Annotated in this window: 13 protein-coding genes and 1 pseudogene; 9 read left to right on the top strand and 5 right to left on the bottom strand. The window is 33.8% G+C overall.

The genetic code is table 11. The features are described 5' to 3' along the window. The first annotated feature begins 306 nt into the window (after positions 1–306). Together proC and J6569_RS10055 are read left to right on the top strand one after the other, a co-directional pair. A complete protein-coding gene (gene proC, locus J6569_RS10060) occupies positions 307–1,116 on the top strand; it encodes a pyrroline-5-carboxylate reductase (RefSeq protein ID WP_174798065.1) in 810 nt (269 codons plus the stop codon). A 302-nt stretch (positions 1,117–1,418) separates the two neighbouring features. Further along, positions 1,419–1,628, top strand: a complete 210-nt coding sequence (locus J6569_RS10055; protein WP_065589950.1) for a cold shock domain-containing protein — start codon at positions 1,419–1,421, stop codon at positions 1,626–1,628. A 425-nt stretch (positions 1,629–2,053) separates the two neighbouring features. Here J6569_RS10055 and J6569_RS10050 read toward each other — a convergent pair whose 3' ends face one another. The 3 genes from J6569_RS10050 to J6569_RS10040 form a co-directional block, all read right to left on the bottom strand. Then, entirely contained in the window at positions 2,054–2,575 is a 522-nt protein-coding gene (locus tag J6569_RS10050) for a thermonuclease family protein (RefSeq protein ID WP_296300583.1), read from the bottom strand. 97 nt (positions 2,576–2,672) lie between these two features. Continuing rightward, positions 2,673–3,194 carry a bifunctional 3-hydroxydecanoyl-ACP dehydratase/trans-2-decenoyl-ACP isomerase gene (gene fabA / locus J6569_RS10045; RefSeq protein ID WP_296318369.1) on the bottom strand — a complete coding sequence of 174 codons (522 nt, stop codon included), beginning with the start codon at positions 3,192–3,194 and terminating at the stop codon, positions 2,673–2,675. A 117-nt stretch (positions 3,195–3,311) separates the two neighbouring features. Continuing rightward, complete coding sequence (locus tag J6569_RS10040; protein ID WP_296318368.1) at positions 3,312–5,084, bottom strand: Lon protease family protein; 1,773 nt, start codon at positions 5,082–5,084, stop codon at positions 3,312–3,314. Positions 5,085–5,273: 189 nt separating this feature from the next. On the opposite strand from J6569_RS10040, the gene J6569_RS10035 reads away from it, so the two are divergent. Further along, positions 5,274–7,046 (top strand): DUF3413 domain-containing protein, encoded by a 1,773-nt coding sequence (locus J6569_RS10035; RefSeq protein WP_296318367.1) that lies wholly within the window; start codon positions 5,274–5,276, stop codon positions 7,044–7,046. Positions 7,047–7,083: 37 nt separating this feature from the next. Here J6569_RS10035 and lipA read toward each other — a convergent pair whose 3' ends face one another. Continuing rightward, complete coding sequence (gene lipA, locus J6569_RS10030; RefSeq protein WP_296318366.1) at positions 7,084–8,043, bottom strand: lipoyl synthase; 960 nt, start codon at positions 8,041–8,043, stop codon at positions 7,084–7,086. Positions 8,044–8,053: 10 nt separating this feature from the next. After that, positions 8,054–8,674, bottom strand: coding sequence for a lipoyl(octanoyl) transferase LipB (gene lipB / locus J6569_RS10025; protein ID WP_065589947.1), 621 nt, complete (start codon positions 8,672–8,674; stop codon positions 8,054–8,056). Positions 8,675–9,051: 377 nt separating this feature from the next. Here lipB and aceE point away from each other — a divergent pair, with 377 nt between their 5' ends. From aceE to J6569_RS09995, 6 genes and pseudogenes are all read left to right on the top strand, one after another. Continuing rightward, complete coding sequence (aceE, locus tag J6569_RS10020) at positions 9,052–11,718, top strand: pyruvate dehydrogenase (acetyl-transferring), homodimeric type (protein WP_034909932.1); 2,667 nt, start codon at positions 9,052–9,054, stop codon at positions 11,716–11,718. Positions 11,719–11,730: 12 nt separating this feature from the next. Beyond that, entirely contained in the window at positions 11,731–13,350 is a 1,620-nt protein-coding gene (aceF, locus tag J6569_RS10015) for a pyruvate dehydrogenase complex dihydrolipoyllysine-residue acetyltransferase (protein ID WP_366941269.1), read from the top strand. A gap of 16 nt (positions 13,351–13,366) precedes the next feature. Beyond that, complete coding sequence (gene lpdA / locus J6569_RS10010; protein WP_296318365.1) at positions 13,367–14,791, top strand: dihydrolipoyl dehydrogenase; 1,425 nt, start codon at positions 13,367–13,369, stop codon at positions 14,789–14,791. Between the two features lie 377 nt (positions 14,792–15,168). Next, positions 15,169–15,525, top strand: a complete 357-nt coding sequence (locus J6569_RS10005; protein WP_085165218.1) for a hypothetical protein — start codon at positions 15,169–15,171, stop codon at positions 15,523–15,525. A gap of 623 nt (positions 15,526–16,148) precedes the next feature. Further along, positions 16,149–16,505, top strand: coding sequence for a hypothetical protein (locus tag J6569_RS10000; RefSeq protein WP_085165218.1), 357 nt, complete (start codon positions 16,149–16,151; stop codon positions 16,503–16,505). Positions 16,506–16,807: 302 nt separating this feature from the next. Continuing rightward, positions 16,808–17,128, top strand: a pseudogene (locus tag J6569_RS09995) (dihydrolipoyl dehydrogenase); the annotation flags it as partial. Positions 17,129–17,238: the final 110 nt, after the last annotated feature.

Genomic DNA, 17,238 nt, shown 5'->3' with positions numbered 1-17,238 from the left:
TTATTTAGGCAAGAAAAAACTAAATTTTTTGCCAAGATAACCAATAAAATGCACATTGATGTAGACTAAGAACTAATGTGGTTGCTAATTAGTTTTTAAGCAATATGCCAGTAAATACTACTTTTCTTATTTAAAAAGTAAAATGTATAACAAATATTGAGCACACACTTTAATAGAAATTAACCTTAGATTTAAAATATTTATAAAAATAATTAACAATAAACTATATTGTTAAAAAGTGGGTTTTGTATCAAAAAATATTCTATAATTGTGAAAAAGCATTGATATTAAAAAGGTGGTAAATAAATGGAACAAAAAATTGGTTTTATTGGTTTAGGTAACATGGGGAATGCCATATTGCAAGGTATTTTGGGCAGTAATATTGTGCCGGGAACCCAAATTTATGTTTATGATCATCATCCAGAAAAAGGTCAAGTTCTTAATCAAACTTATTCAATAAATAATCTTGATTCAGCAAGAGATGTTGCTCGAGAAGCCGATATAGTTTTTGTTGCGGTTAAGCCTAATGTGATTGTTGATGTACTTGTTGATATTCAAAAAGAATTAAAGAAAAATACCATCGTTATTTCAATTGCGGCAGGTGTTACCATTAAAACAATTGCCAAATGCGTGGGTTATGAGCAAAAAATTATACGAGTTATGCCTAACACACCAGCCCTTGTTAATGCCGCTATGTGTTCAATTACCCCTAATACCGAAATTACCGATGAAGAATTGTCTATTGTTCAACAATTGTTAAATTGTATTGGTGAAACGGAAGTTGTTCCTGAAGATTTAATTGACGCAGTTATTGGCGCAAGTGGATCTTCCCCCGCTTTTGTGTTTATGTTTATTGAAGCATTAGCTGATGGTGCGGTTAAAGGCGGATTATCAAGAAAACAAGCTTACAAGTTTGCTGCCCAAGCAGTTTTGGGATCGGCAAAACTACTATTAGATACAGGTAAACATCCAGGGGAGTTAAAAGATATGGTCTGCTCACCTGCGGGTACAACCATTGAAGGTGTGCAAATACTTGAAGCCAAAGGATTTAGGTCAGCAGTTATTGATGCAGTGGAAGCAACGATAAAAAAATCTCAAATGATGGCAAAAGATTAATGTTATAAAATTCATAATGTTATATCTTTAAATTAGCGTTATGAATTATTTTTACTGATATAATAGGTAATCTTTTAAAAAGATTGCTTGCATTAGTAAACTAATTATGAGTAAATAGAAACAAGCATACGACATGCGGATTTATTTTGTAACATTTCGATATATGTAGTTTGTAGTTTACTATGTCTTAGAGATTAGTTTTCTTTGGTATATTCTTCTTAGTGTTAATAAGTAATCTAGGTTTTATGTTTTTGAATAAGCCCTTTAGGGGCTAAAGTTAATTTATTTATAGGAAGATTATTATGTCTAAGAAAACTGGTCAAGTAAAATGGTTCAACGAAAGTAAAGGTTTTGGTTTCATTTCCCCCGCTGATGGTAGCAAAGATGTATTTGTACATTTCTCTGCAATTTCTGGCGATGGATTCAAAACATTAGGTGAAGGTCAACAAGTAGAATTTTCAATTCAAGACAGCCCTCGTGGCCCTTCTGCTGCTGATGTTAGTGTAATCTAAGTCTTTTATTATCTTATCAGCATTTGCTGGTAAGATTTATATATTTCCATCCTAAAATTCTTCGCTACATCCTAGCTATTTTATAATATTCAAATTATTTTTTATAGATTATCAATGAAATGTAATAAAGGATAAAAATTAGTATTTTTATGGCGCCTTTAGGCATTTTTTCAGTAACTATGACTGATTTATCTGAAGTTTGTAAAAAGTTTTTATAAAATTGATACTTTACTCAAAACTAGCCCTGATGATTTAGCAATTAAATAACAAACTGACATAATCAAACAAAGCTTAGAATATAATAAACAATAAATTTCTGCACTACCAGCCGATAACCAAAAAGTGGACTGTAAACTAGTTATTGGTTCACATTGACATGTTGAAGCTTCACTCCCCCTAAAAAAATAGGTGTTTTATAAGGCGCCTTATTTGTTATTATGTCGAAAATCCCAAGGAGCTATTGGATGTTTATCTTTCCATAGTCCTTTTTTATTTTGTTTTGCTCTAGTCTCTAATTTTACCATCATTTTGTTATTAGCTACTCCTTTATAACGGTATGCCCAAGCATAACCTTTTTCGACCATTTTGGCATTGATATTAACTTTATTTAAAAAAATAGTACCTAAGGTTCTTTTATAGATATCTTTTTTGTTTTCTTTAACAAAAACATTTTTACCAGCAATGAGTGAAGCTAAATATTTCCGTGATACATTACCATAGGCTTGTTTACTTTCAGGCGCATCGATATCAAGCAAACGAACACGGATTTTTTGTTTTTTGATAGTTAAGATATCAACTGTATCGCCATCAATTACTTTGACAACTTTACCATTGAAATCAGCATAAACTAGTGTGTTTGATAAAAAAAATAAAATAATACAAATTAATAAAGGTTTTAAACGATTCATTATAAATAAAAAAGTATAAAAATTTGTAGCATTATACATGATTATTCATGCTATAACTAAATATGGATTTAATAAAAAAGAGATGATGTCAACCTTATTTGTATTTAATAAGGCTGACAGAATGAGTAGCTTTAAATTAAAAAGCGTTGGTATCTTGGAATAGACCTACTTTTAAATCAGATGCTTGATAAATAAGCTTACCATCAACAAAAACTTCACCATCACCGATACCCATAATTAATTTGCGATTAATAACACGTTTGAAATGGATTTTATAGGTTACTTTTTTATTGGTTGGTAGTACTTGGCCAGTAAATTTTACCTCACCAACACCTAAAGCGCGGCCTTTCCCTTTACCACCAATCCAACCTAAATAAAATCCAACTAATTGCCACATAGCATCAAGTCCTAGGCAACCAGGCATAACTGGATCGTTTTTAAAATGACATTTAAAAAACCATAAATTGGGATTAATATCAAGTTCAGCTTCAACAAAACCTTTGCCAAAGTTGCCACCGTTTTCATTCATTTCGATAATACGATCCATCATTAACATTAAATCAGATGGTAATGGTGGTCCATCATGACCAAATAATTCATTATTGCCTGATTTAATCAGATCTGCTTTATCGTACGATGATTTACGTTCAAATGTCATAAAAAAACCTTTTATTTAATGTAAATTAAAACATGCTTTGAAAAATTGAAAGTTAGCTAACTTTCTTTTTCTATTTCGTAATTAATAAAATTTTGAACCAAAGTTTATTTGGTATTATTACTTTTTGCAATATTTTTGCCATCTACTTAACCAACTATCTTGTTTTTTGTCCTGCAACAATACTGCTTGCATACGTGCATGAATCAATTGGTAAAGATTAATGCTATCTTTATCTTTATAAGGAATACCTGTTAGTAGGTAAAGCGCATCAGCAACATGTTCAACAGACCATATTGAAAACTTTCCTTGATCGATTGCTTCAATAACATCATCATTTAAACTTAAATGGCGTTGATTAGTGGCTGGAATAATTACGCCTTGTTGTCCAGTTAAACCTTGTTGTTTACAAACAGCAAAAAATCCTTCAATTTTTTCGTTCACTCCACCAATTGATTGGACATGACCAAATTGATCTACTGAACCAGTAACAGCCAATTGCTGATCAATAGGTTGCTGTGATAAAGCGCTAATGATTGCACAAAGCCCTGCAAGTGAAGCGCTGTCACCATCAATTTCACTGTAAGATTGTTCAAACACTAAAGAAGTTGAAAAAGGTAATTGATGATTGATAGCAAATTCAGACATAATAAATGCCTGCATTATCATCATTCCTTTTGAGTGAATATTACCAGCTAATTCTGTTTTGCGTTCTATATCAATTATCTCTCCATCACCAAAATGAATAAGACAACTTATACGAGTGGGTTCACCAATCGCTTTTGGATACCCAGGGTATTCAATTACTGATAAGCCGTTTATTTGTCCAACAACTTGCTCTTTAGTATTAATCATTATTTGATTACTAAATATCTCCTCATGTAGCCTTTCTTGCAAATAATTTTCATGCCATGATTTTTGCTTTATAGCAGAAGTGATGGCTGATTCATCGATTACATTATTTTGCATAAAGTGTGTAGCATTAACTAATAGCGAATTAATCCAATCTACTGAAAGAGGGAGGTAATGTTGATCACCAGTATAGCGCGTTGCTTCTTTGTAAATTTTTGCAAAAGCTAAGGTATCAATATTGGGTAATTGTTGTTTGTTCGCAATAAAATTTAAATAATTAATCCATTGTTCGATTTGTTCTGGTGATTTGACCTGCAATTCATTTTCAAATTCAGTATAAATAGAAGTTGAATAAAATTCAGGTTCAAAATCTTGTAATTCTGCTAAACTTAATCTATCTCCAACTAAAATGATTCGTAAATCAAGTGGCATAGGAGGAATGGACAAAGGTAAAGGATGAGATTCGTCAGCTGAAACCCATTCAAACTCTTGCTTTATTACAATTTGTTTTAGTTTAGACCATAACAATGGTTGGCTAAGTAGTGAGCGAAGGCCTAAAATTAAAATGCCGCCATTAGCACGATGAACAAGTCCAGCTTGTAATTTTATAGGGCTATTTTCAGGTTGTCTAACACAACCAAATAGTTTTTCACTATCAACAGAAGATGCAAATAAACAATTGTCTTGAGCTGCAAAATTATCTTGTTTGCTCTTTGCATTGGCCAGCGTAATTTTACTTTCGCTAAAAAAATAACTATAGCCTAATGAAGGTGAATATAAATCAGATTTAATGGCTTGTCTTAGTAAATCAAAAAAAAGCTCGCTTTCAGGTGCTTTAAGCAACATAAAACGTGGGCTATAACATACTCTTTTGGGTGGGCATAACAGTGCTAAGGCTGAGGCCACACGTGGTTGCCACATGAGTAAATGTTCTGATTTTTCTGATGCTAATGATATTGAATTATTAGTTTTGTTTCTAAGTTCAGAAATATAGGATAAATCAGGCTGGATCTGTTTTGCGTTGAGTTGTTTAATTGCCAAAGTTTTTATCTTTTTGTTAACTTATTTCATTTTGAAATTATAACAAGTATCCGATGTATCGCCAACAGATTACCAAAATCTTTATGGTAGCAAATAAAAAATTTACAGAAAGATTTTTTAAAATCAGGTAAACTAAAACATAATTTATTGTTTATTCATCTTAATAATCACCATTAGCAACGACTTAATATGCTCAAAATCAAAAATACTTACTTCAAAGACTATCGTGCCTCACAAATTGTTAGTTGGGGGCATTGGTTTACGTTGTTTAATATTTTTGTTGTAATTTTACTAGGTAGTCAATATTTATTTATTGCAGATTGGCCTCGTACTTTTATGGGGCGATTTTATGCAATTATTAGTGCAATCGGACATTTCAGCTATTTGACCTTTATTGCTTATTTGATTCTGCTTTTTCCGTTAAGTTTTTTCATTCATTCATCTCGATGGCAAAGGATAATTGCAACGGTTTTTGCAACAGTAGGTCTTTCATTACTAATTATTGATATTGAAGTTTTTTCGCATTTTAGAATGCACCTTAATTTGTCTATTTGGCAATTATTTTCATCGCAAAAAGTCACTTATTTAAGTACGGTATTTATTGCTATTCCGTTTATTTTGTTGATTGAAATTTTATTTTCGGTATGGAGCTGGAAAAAATTACGTAGCTTAAGTAAACGTAAACGCTATGCAAAGCCTGTAGTAATTCTTTTTATTCTTTGTTTTGTTGCCTCACATTTGATTCATATTTGGGCTGATGCTAATTTTTATCGACCAATTACTATGCAGCGTTCAAGCCTACCTCTTTCTTATCCTTTAACTGCTCGCCATTTTCTTGAGCGCTATGGCTTTATTAAAGAAAATGATTATCGTGATCGTGTTGCCCAAGAAGGGAATCCTTTTGCGATGGCAATTGAATATCCGTTGGGAAATATTGTTTATAATCAAAAGCCAATAAAAAATAATGTGTTAATGATTGTTATTGAAGGGTGGAATACTAATTTATTAACTCAACATATGCCGTGGTTAAATGAATTTTCTCAAGATAATATTTTCTTTGCTAATCATTATGGTGCAAGTAATCAGTCCTATTTAAATGACTTTTCATTGTTTTATGGATTAGATCCTAACTACTATAATAGTATCCTTGTTGGACATAAACCGTCTGTATTGCTTGATGTCGTTACAAAACAGCACTACAACTTAGGTCTATTTTCGGAAGATGGTTTTGCTGAGCCTTTATATCGTTCAGCTTTGTTATCTAATTTTTCAATACCACAACCTAAAAAACAATCTAATAAACAAATAACAGAAAACTGGAGGACTTGGCATGAAGAACAAAATAGCCTTGCTAATCATGCACCTTTGTTTTCTATAATCCAATATTCATTGGGAAGTAAAAATAAAAAAATCACGATATCTGATCTTCAATCAGAAGCTAAAAGGCTAGATCAATACATTGAATCATTAATTGCCTATTTAAAATTATCTAATGCCTATGATGATACGATTATTGTTATTACTGGTTCGAATGATATTAAAATTGACGAGGTGAAAAAAGTAGCGTTACGCAATGCAGGAAGCGACTTTAACAGAGAATCATTAAAAGTACCATTGATTATATCATGGCCAAATAAAGGAAGTGCCCAAATAACAGAAGCAACTTCGCAAACTGATATTATGCTTACATTAATGCAAGACGCATTTTATGTTACTACGCCACCTCAACAATACAGTCAAGGTAAAAACCTATTTACTCAAAAGCCTAGACAATGGCTAGTTGCTGGTGATGAAAATACTATAGCAGCACTTTATGATGATAAAACGGTTGTTTTAGATGCTTTTGGTCGTTCTAAAATTTATGATATTAATGGTAAATTGCAAAAAGAAGAAAAAATTAGCTTACCCATCTTTTTGCAAATCGTTACTGAAAATCGCCGTTTTATGGTTGTGGATAATTGATTTAGCTTTTGAGTAGAATTATAAAAAGGGGTGAAGATTACTTCACCTCTTTGCCCATTGCTTGTAAATCAGCATGATAAGATGAACGTACAAATGGTCCACAAGCTGCATGTGTGAATCCCATGTCTAATGCCGTTTGCTTTAATTCTTCAAATTCTTGTGGTGAAACATAACGTTCAACGGGTAAATGATATTTACTTGGTTGTAAATATTGACCAAGCGTCAACATAGTAACACCATGGCTGCGTAAATCTTTTAACACTTGAATTAATTCTTGATTTGTTTCGCCAAGTCCTACCATTAAGCCAGATTTTGTAGGAATTTCAGGATGTCGTTCTTTAAATGTTGCCAGTAATTTAAGTGATCCTTCATAGTTAGCACCAGGTCGAATCCTTTTATATAAGCGAGGTATATTTTCTAAATTATGATTAAATACATCAGGTGGATTATCACTTAAGACATCAATTGCTTCATCAATACAACCACGAAAATCAGGTGTTAATGTTTCAACCTTTATATTTGGGTTTAATTCTCTGATTTCTCGAGTACAATTAGCAAAATGGCTAGCTCCACCATCTTTTAAATCATCCCTATCAACCGAGGTAATAACAACATATCGTAATTTCATTTCTTGAATGGTTTGCGCTAGCTTAATGGGTTCTTTACTATCTGGTGGTAATGGTCTACCATGAGCTACATCACAAAATGGGCAACGGCGGGTACAAATATCGCCCAAAATCATAAAAGTAGCCGTGCCATGATTAAAACATTCAGCTAAATTAGGGCAAGATGCTTCTTCACAGACTGAATGTAATCCATGTTTGCGCATTGTGTTTTTAATATGTGCTATATTATCAGAGTGAGCAGATAATTTAATTCGCATCCATTCAGGTTTTTTTAGCGGTGCGACATCTTCTAATGTTACAGTTGGAATTAAGCGCGTCTTTTCGGCATCACGATATTTCGAACTTCTGATTATTGTTTCATTATTTTGCATAATTGGTATCTTATCTTTGAGGTAACTGCTTAATAAAATTATTAGTTAATAGTTGTTTTATCTCTTTACGGTCAATTTGAGAGACATATTCTTTTAGTTGCGTCATTTGTAATCCAGCGTAGCCACAAGGGTTAATGTTATTAAAAGGGGAAAGATCCATATCAACATTAAATGCAAGTCCATGTAAAGTGCAGCCACGACTGATATGCAAACCAAGTGAACAAATTTTCTTTTCGTTAATATATACTCCTGGTGCATCAGACTTTGCATTAGCTATAATACCATAATGGAGCAATGTTTGAATGACACTATTTTCTAAATAACTAACTACATCTCGGATACCTATCTTAAGTCTTTTTAAATCAAATAAAATATACATGATTTGTTGACCTGGAGCATGGTAAGTAATTTGACCACCGCGATCGGTCTGAATAACAGGGATATTTGTCTGATTTAATAAATGTTCTGCTTTACCAACTTTACCTTGGGTAAATACCGGTTCATGCTCGACTAACCAGATTTCATCAAGAGAATGCTCATTGCGTTGTTTGGTAAAGTCATGCATAGCTTGATAGGTATACACATATGGTTTAATTTTTAAGTCTTTGATTATGACATTATTAATGATCATAGTTTTTTCTGTTGTCTTCAAGTAATATTATCGAAATTTTTACAAGTATATAACAGATTTTGTAATAACTTGACAACTTGTAGTTATTCTAAGCATAGCTGTTAGGAATAATATTTAAATTTATTATTAAGTAAAATTTAGTTATTTATCAGATAAATACCATTTATTTTATTATTAGTATTGAAATAGTTGATTAATTTGATAGGAATTAACATTCTTTTCAAAGCGGCAGTTTGCTTTACTTTTTTTTTTTAAATGGCAGACTGATATTAATGAAGCTCCGTAATGCAGAGTTTAAGCTTTCTTTTATTACGTTTTTTAATGTAATTGAGAATAGCAAATAATGCATTTTTCTAAACAAAAAAAGAGGTTTTTATATGTCGGACATGCAAATGAATGATGTCGATCCCATTGAAACACAAGATTGGCTCAAAAGTGTTGAGTCTATTATTCGAGAAGAAGGAATCGAACGTGCACAGTATATTATTGAACAAATAGTTAATAAGGCGAGAGATGGGGGTGTTCCAGTACTTTTTGGATCTTCAACAAGTAATTATGTCAATACTATTCCAGTAGAAGAGCAACCTGCTTATCCTGGCGATTGGGAAATAGAAAGACGTATTCGTTCAATTGTCCGTTGGAATGCAATTATGATGGTGTTACGAGCTTCAAAGAAAGATTTAGAGCTTGGTGGTCATATGGCATCGTTCCAATCTGCAGCTACTTTTTATGAAGTCTGTTTTAACCACTTTTTCCGTGCTCGTAATGAAAAAGATGGCGGTGATTTAATTTACTTCCAAGGGCACATCTCACCAGGTATTTACTCTCGAGCCTTTATTGAAGGACGTTTAACCGAAGAGCAATTAGATAATTTCCGTCAAGAAGTTCATGGTAAAGGTTTACCATCATACCCTCATCCTAAATTGCTTCCAGAATTTTGGCAATTTCCAACAGTATCGATGGGACTTGGTCCTGTTAATGCCATTTATCAAGCACGTTTCTTAAAATATTTAGAAAATCGTGGGTTGAAAGATACTTCTGAACAAACTGTCTATGCTTTCTTAGGTGATGGTGAGATGGATGAACCAGAATCAAAAGGTGCAATTACCGTTGCAACACGAGAAAAACTAGATAATTTAGTTTTTGTTATCAACTGTAATTTACAACGTTTAGATGGTCCAGTAACGGGTAATGGCAAAATTATCAATGAACTAGAAGGTGTATTTGCTGGTGCTGGTTGGAACGTAATTAAAGTTCTTTGGGGTGACCGTTGGGATAAACTTCTCCAAAAAGATAAATCAGGTAAGTTAATTCGACTAATGAATGAAACACTTGATGGGGATTATCAAACATTAAAATCAAAAGACGGTGCTTATGTTCGCGAGCATTTCTTTGGTAAATACCCTGAAACTGCTGAATTAGTTAAAGACATGTCTGACGAAGAAATCTTTAGATTAAATCGTGGTGGTCAAGATCCTGCTAAAATGTTTGCAGCATTCCAACGAGCAAAAGAAACTAAAGATCGCCCAACTGTTATTCTTGCTCACACCATAAAAGGTTATGGTATGGGGGCTGCTGCTGAAGCAAAAAATATCGCTCACCAAGTGAAAAAAATGAATATGGATGGCGTGCGACATGTTCGCGATTTCTTCAATATTCCAGTGACAGATGAAGCACTTGAAAAATTACCATACATCAAATTTGAGGAACACACGCCAGAATACAAATACATTCATGAGCGTCGTGAAGCGTTACATGGTTATGTGCCATCTAGATTAACTCATTTTTCGGGAACTGTTTCAATTCCTCCATTAAGTGAATTTGCGTCATTACTTGAAGCTCAATCGAAAGAAATATCAACCACTATAGCATTTGTCCGTGCGCTTAATATTATGCTTAAGGATAAAGAACTTGCTCCACGTCTAGTACCTATTCTAGCTGATGAAGCACGTACTTTTGGTATGGAAGGTTTATTCCGTCAAATTGGTATTTATAATCCACACGGTCAACAATATACACCACAAGATAAAGAACAAGTGGCTTATTATCGTGAAGATGAGAAAGGTCAAATTCTTCAAGAAGGAATTAATGAATGTGGTGCAACGGCTTCTTGGATTGCTGCGGCCACTTCATATAGCACAAATGATTTTCCAATGATTCCATTCTACATTTACTATTCAATGTTTGGATTCCAACGTATTGGTGATCTAATGTGGGCAGCAGGTGATCAACAAGCACGTGGATTTATGATTGGTGGAACCTCTGGTCGTACAACGCTAAATGGTGAAGGTCTACAACACCAAGATGGTCACAGTCACATTCAAGCATTAACCATCCCTAACTGTATATCATATGATCCTGCTTATGCTTATGAAGTTGCAGTAATCATGCAAGACGGTTTACGTCGCATGTATGGTGAGCAAGAAAACGTTTACTACTACATTACAACTCTCAATGAAAACTACGCACAACCAGCAATGCCAGAAGGTGCAGAAGAGGGCATTCGACGAGGTATTTATAAATTAGATACCGTTGAGGGTCAAAAAGGCAAACCGACTGTTCAGTTACTAGGTTCAGGCTCTATTTTACGTCATGTTCGTGAAGCGGCTGAAATCTTAGCTAAAAATTATGGTATTAGCTCAGAAGTTTATAGCGTAACATCATTTACTGAACTGGCTCGTGATGGTCAAGATTGTGAACGATATAATATGTTGCATCCAAGTGAAACACCAAAAGTGCCTTATGTTGCACAAATTATGAATAACAATCCAGCGGTGGTTTCAACTGATTATATGAAATTGTTTGCTGAGCAAATTCGTGGATTTGTACCTGCTGAAAGTTATCGAGTACTCGGTACTGACGGTTTCGGTCGCAGTGATAGCCGTGAAAATTTACGTCATCACTTTGAAGTCGATGCATCTTATGTTGTGGTTGCAGCATTGGGTGAACTTGCTAAACGTGGCGATATTGAAGTTAGTGTTGTTGAAGATGCGATCAAAAAATTCGAAATCAATGCCGATAAACTTAATCCACGAATTGCATAAGAGGTTATTATAATGAGTATTCAAATCAAATTACCTGATATCGGTGGTGACGAAGTAGAAGTAACCGAAATTCTGGTTAAAATAGGTGATAAAGTTGAAGCTGATCAGTCAATTATGACAGTTGAAGGTGATAAAGCATCAATGGAAATCCCTGCACCACAGGCTGGTATTGTTAAATCTATTTCTGTAAAAATTGGCGATAAAGTCAAAACAGGTGTTGACATTATGGTCTTTGATGGGCAAGGTGGCGAAACTGCTGCTCCAGCTCCAGCTCCAGCTCCAGCTCCAGCTACAGCTACAGCACAAGAAGCACCAAAAGTTGAAGTAACGCCAACTGCAACTAGCCAAATTGTAGATGTAAAAGTTCCAGATATTGGTGGTGATGAAGTCGAAGTAACGGAAATTTTGGTAAAAGTAGGCGATACTATATCTGTTGATGATTCATTAATTACCGTTGAGGGTGATAAAGCCTCAATGGAAGTACCAGCAACCATTGCTGGTACGGTTAAAAGTATCACGATAAAAGTGGGTGATAAAGTGAAAACAGGTTCCAAAATCATGGAATTTGAAACCACATCTAGTGCAGCTCCAGTTACTCAAGCAGCTCCAGCTGCCGCAGCGCCTGTTGCTGAAAAAGCAGCACCTGAGCCAACGCCAGCACCAGTTGCTGCAAAATCAGCGCCTGCTTCATCAAGCAATGAGTTTGTTGAAAACGATGCTTATGCTCATGCAACACCATCTGTACGTCGTTTAGCACGTGAATTTGGGGTAAATTTAGCAAAAGTTACTGCTACAGGTCCTAAAAACCGTATTTTACGTGAAGACATTCAAACTTACGTAAAAAATGCTGTTAAACAAATTGAAAGTGGCGCTACAGGTGGTGCATTACCTGGTCTATTACCATGGCCTAAAGTTGATTTTAGCAAATTTGGTGAAGTTGAAAGTTTACCATTAACTAAAATTCAAAAAGTATCAGGTGCAAATTTACACCGTAACTGGGTAATGATTCCGCATGTGACAGAATTTGATGAAACAGATATTACTGATTTAGAAGCATTCCGTAAGCAACAAAATGCAGAAGCAGAAAAGAAAAAACTTGATCTTAAGATCACGCCACTTGTGTTTATCATGAAAGCGGTAGCAAGTGCATTAACAGCGTATCCACGCTTTAATAGCTCATTATCTGAAGATGCCCAAACCTTAATTATCAAAAAATACATTAATATTGGCGTTGCTGTCGATACACCAAATGGTCTTGTAGTACCAGTATTTAAAGATGTTGATAAAAAGGGTATTGTTGAACTTTCTCGTGAGCTTGCGGCAATTTCTAAAAAGGCACGTGAAGGTAAATTGACAGGTAGCGATATGCAAGGTGGATGTTTCACTATTTCTAGCCTTGGTGGCATTGGTACAACCTCGTTTACACCAATTGTTAATGCGCCAGAAGTTGGTATTTTAGGTGTATCTCGCTCTAGCATGAAACCAGTTTGGAATGGCAAAGAGTTTACACCACGGCTAATGTTGCCATTATCATTATCATTCGATCACCGAGTTATTGATGGTGCTGATGGTGCACGCTTCTTAAGCCATATTGTCAACGTCTTATCCGACTTACGTCGTTTAGTGATGTAATTAAGGAGATCAAATTATGAGTCAAGATGTTAAAACACAAGTTGTGGTTTTAGGAGCAGGACCAGCGGGTTATTCCGCTGCGTTCCGTGCTGCCGACCTTGGACTAGAAGTTACCCTTGTTGAACGTTATTCAACACTTGGTGGTGTTTGTTTAAATGTAGGCTGTATTCCATCAAAAGCATTACTTCATGTTGCTAAAGTAATGGATGAAGCAAAATCATTAACCGAACATGGTATCCATTTTGGTACACCTAGACTTGAATTAGACAAAGTGCGTGGCTGGAAAGAAAAAGTTATTAGTCAACTGACTAATGGACTAGCTGGTATGGCCAAAATGCGCAAAGTCAATGTGATTCAAGGTGAAGCACAGTTTACTGGTAGTCATACAATGGAGGTAACTTCATCAAAAGGAATCACTAAGATCACCTTTAATAATGCAATTATTGCAGCGGGCTCTCGTCCAATCAAGTTGCCTTTTATTCCACATGATGATCCTCGTATTTGGGATTCTACAGATGCCTTAGCCTTAACCACCATTCCTAAAAAATTATTATTAATGGGTGGCGGAATTATAGGTCTTGAAATGGGGACTGTATACCATGCACTTGGTTCAGAAGTCGATGTAGTTGAAATGTTTGATCAAGTGATTCCGGCTGCTGATAAAGATGTAATTAAAGTCTTTACTAAGCAGATCCAAAAGAAATTCACTTTACGATTGGAAACTAAAGTTACTACCGTTGAAGCAAAACATGATGCAATTTATGTTACCATGGAAAAGAAAGACGGCAGCACCGAAACTCATACTTATGATGCGGTATTAGTGGCTATTGGTCGTACACCAAATGGTAAATTAATTAGTGCGGAAAAAGCAGGCGTTAATGTTACCGATCGCGGATTTATCGAAGTCGATAAACAGATGCGTACCAATGTTCCGCATATCTATGCAATTGGAGATATTGTTGGTCAACCAATGCTTGCGCACAAAGGCGTACACGAAGGTCATGTGGCAGCAGAAGTAATTGCAGGTAAAAAACACTTCTTTGATCCAAAAACCATTCCTTCTATCGCTTATACTGAACCTGAAGTTGCTTGGGTTGGTTTAACTGAAAAAGAAGCGAAAGAAAAAGGTATTGATTATGAAGTATCAATCTTCCCATGGGCAGCTTCAGGACGAGCTATTGCTTCTGATTGCTCTGAAGGGATGACAAAACTGATCTTCAATAAAGCAGATAATCGCCTATTAGGTGGTGCGGTTGTTGGTGCAAATGGTGGTGAATTACTTGGTGAAATCACCTTAGCTGTCGAAATGGGTTGTGATGCCGAAGATATCGCATTAACAATTCATGCTCACCCAACATTGCATGAATCAATTGGCTTAGCCTCTGAAATTTATGAAGGCTCTGTCACTGATTTACCAAATGCTAAAGCGAAGAAGAAGTAGTTAATAAGTCATTTATTTACTTAATAAAATGCCGTTAGCTTAAACTAACGGCATTTTTATTTTTTTATAAGATAATTTTTGTCAAAAAGTTTCAGGTAACTATACGTTTCAGTAAAAAATGAATCAAATAACTAAGTGTTGATCTTAATGAAAACGAGAGATAAATAAGTTATATATCTTTGATAACTTTGGTAAACGTCAATACCCTAGTATTGGTTATTAACAGGTGTCTTTATATTATTAAAAAGATTACAATACTTAGGATTTTATTCAGATGATTTAGATGATTTATCTAAGATAAATTTGTCTGTAAGTATATTAAGAGATTTTTCAAAAAAACGATACCAATCAAAATAAATTGAAAAAATGAGGTTAATATGAACACACAGGAAATACAAACAAAATACGGCATTATTTATGCACGAAATGCATTGATATTATCTGACGTTAAATTAGAATGTATACCATTCACTTTGATGGTCAATACATCATTATCACTAGCAGGCTGTAAGCCAAAAATCTTAAATGTTCCAGAAGTTAAAGTTACATTTATTTTTAGTGATATTGATAGCTTATCTATTTATCTAATAGATGAATACCCTTATGAAAAATATTCAAAATCTAGTTTTGATTTAGTCGATGAAGTTCATAAAAAAGGCAAGCAACGCGTAATTCTTAGTACTTATGATCATATTTTTGATGTTATTGGCAGATATAAAATTGAATATGATTAATTGATAGAAGAAATACCAACATAAACCTATCTATTGTTGGTTGTTGACAGCCTAAAAATACTCAGTAAGTATTGGTAATAGAAATTATTCTAAATAAAATTCATAAAACACGGTTCTATCTTTCAGCCTTTGATTAAATAGCTTGGAATTTTGATTCACAAAGTATTAAACAATATTTGGATGTTGGTAACAGAGTTTGATATGTTAAAACTGAATGTTTTTGCTGATCAAAATTTAATATTTGAACACGCCTTTCCTGTTGCATCCTTATTTACTTAATAAAATGCTGTTAGCTTAAACTAACGGCATTTTTATTTTTTTATAAGATAATTTTTGTCAAAAAGTTTCAGGTAACTATACGTTTCAGTAAAAAATGAATTAAATAACTAAGTGTTGATCTTAATGAAAACGAGAGATAAATAAGTTATATATCTTTGATAACTTTGGTAAACGTCAATACCCTAGTATTGGTTATTAACAGGTGTCTTTATATTATTAAAAAGATTAGAATACTTAGGATTTTATTCAGATGATTTATCGCAGATAAATTTGTCTGTAAATATATAAAAAGATTTTTCAGAAAAACAATACCAATCAAAATAAATTGAAAAAATGAGGTTAATATGAACACACAGGAAATACAAACAAAATACGGCATTATTTATGCACGAAATGCATTGATATTATCTGACGTTAAATTAGAATGTATACCATTCACTTTGATGGTCAATACATCATTATCACTAGCAGGCTGTAAGCCAAAAATCTTAAATGTTCCAGAAGTTAAAGTTACATTTATTTTTAGTGATATTGATAGCTTATCTATTTATCTAATAGATGAATACCCTTATGAAAAATATTCAAAATCTAGTTTTGATTTAGTCGATGAAGTTCATAAAAAAGGCAAGCAACGCGTAATTCTTAGTACTTATGATCATATTTTTGATGTTATTGGCAGATATAAAATTGAATATGATTAATTGATAGAAGAAATACCAACATAAACCTATCTATTGTTGGTTGTTGACAGCCTAAAAATACTCAGTAATCATTGGTAATAGAAATTATTATAAATAAAATTCATAAAACACGGTTCTATCTTTCTGCCTTTGATTAAATAGTTTGGAATTTTGATTCACAAAGTATTAAACAATATTTGGATGTTGGTAACAGAATTTGATATGTTAAAACTGAATGTTTTTGCTGATGAAAATTTAATATTTGAACATACCTTACCTGTTGCATCCTTCTTCGTACTTTTAAATCTAGATGCACATCATTAGAAAAAGGTGTTGATTATAAAATACCAATCTTCCCATGGGCTGCCTCAGGGCGCGCTATTGCATCGGATTGTTCAGAAGGGATGACAAAACTCATCTTTAATAAAGCAGATAATCGCTTGCTAGGTGGTGCGGTTGTTGGTGTGAATGGCGGTAAATTACTAGGTGAAATCACCTTAGCTGTCGAAATGGGCTGTGATGCCGAAGATATTGCATTAACTATCCATGCTCACCCAACATTGCATGAATCAATTGGCTTAGCCTCTGAAATTTATGAAGGCTCTGTCACTGATTTACCAAATGCTAAAGCGAAGAAGAAATAGTTAATAAGTCATTTATTTACTTAATAAAATGCCGTTAGCTTAAACTAACGGCATTTTTATTTTTTTATAAGATAATTTTTGTCAAAAAGTTTCAGGTAACTATACGTTTC

The organism is Gilliamella sp. (assembly GCF_024104075.1).
GTDB lineage: Bacteria > Pseudomonadota > Gammaproteobacteria > Enterobacterales > Orbaceae > Gilliamella > Gilliamella bombi.
This window is presented reverse-complemented; position numbering and strand designations above follow the sequence as displayed.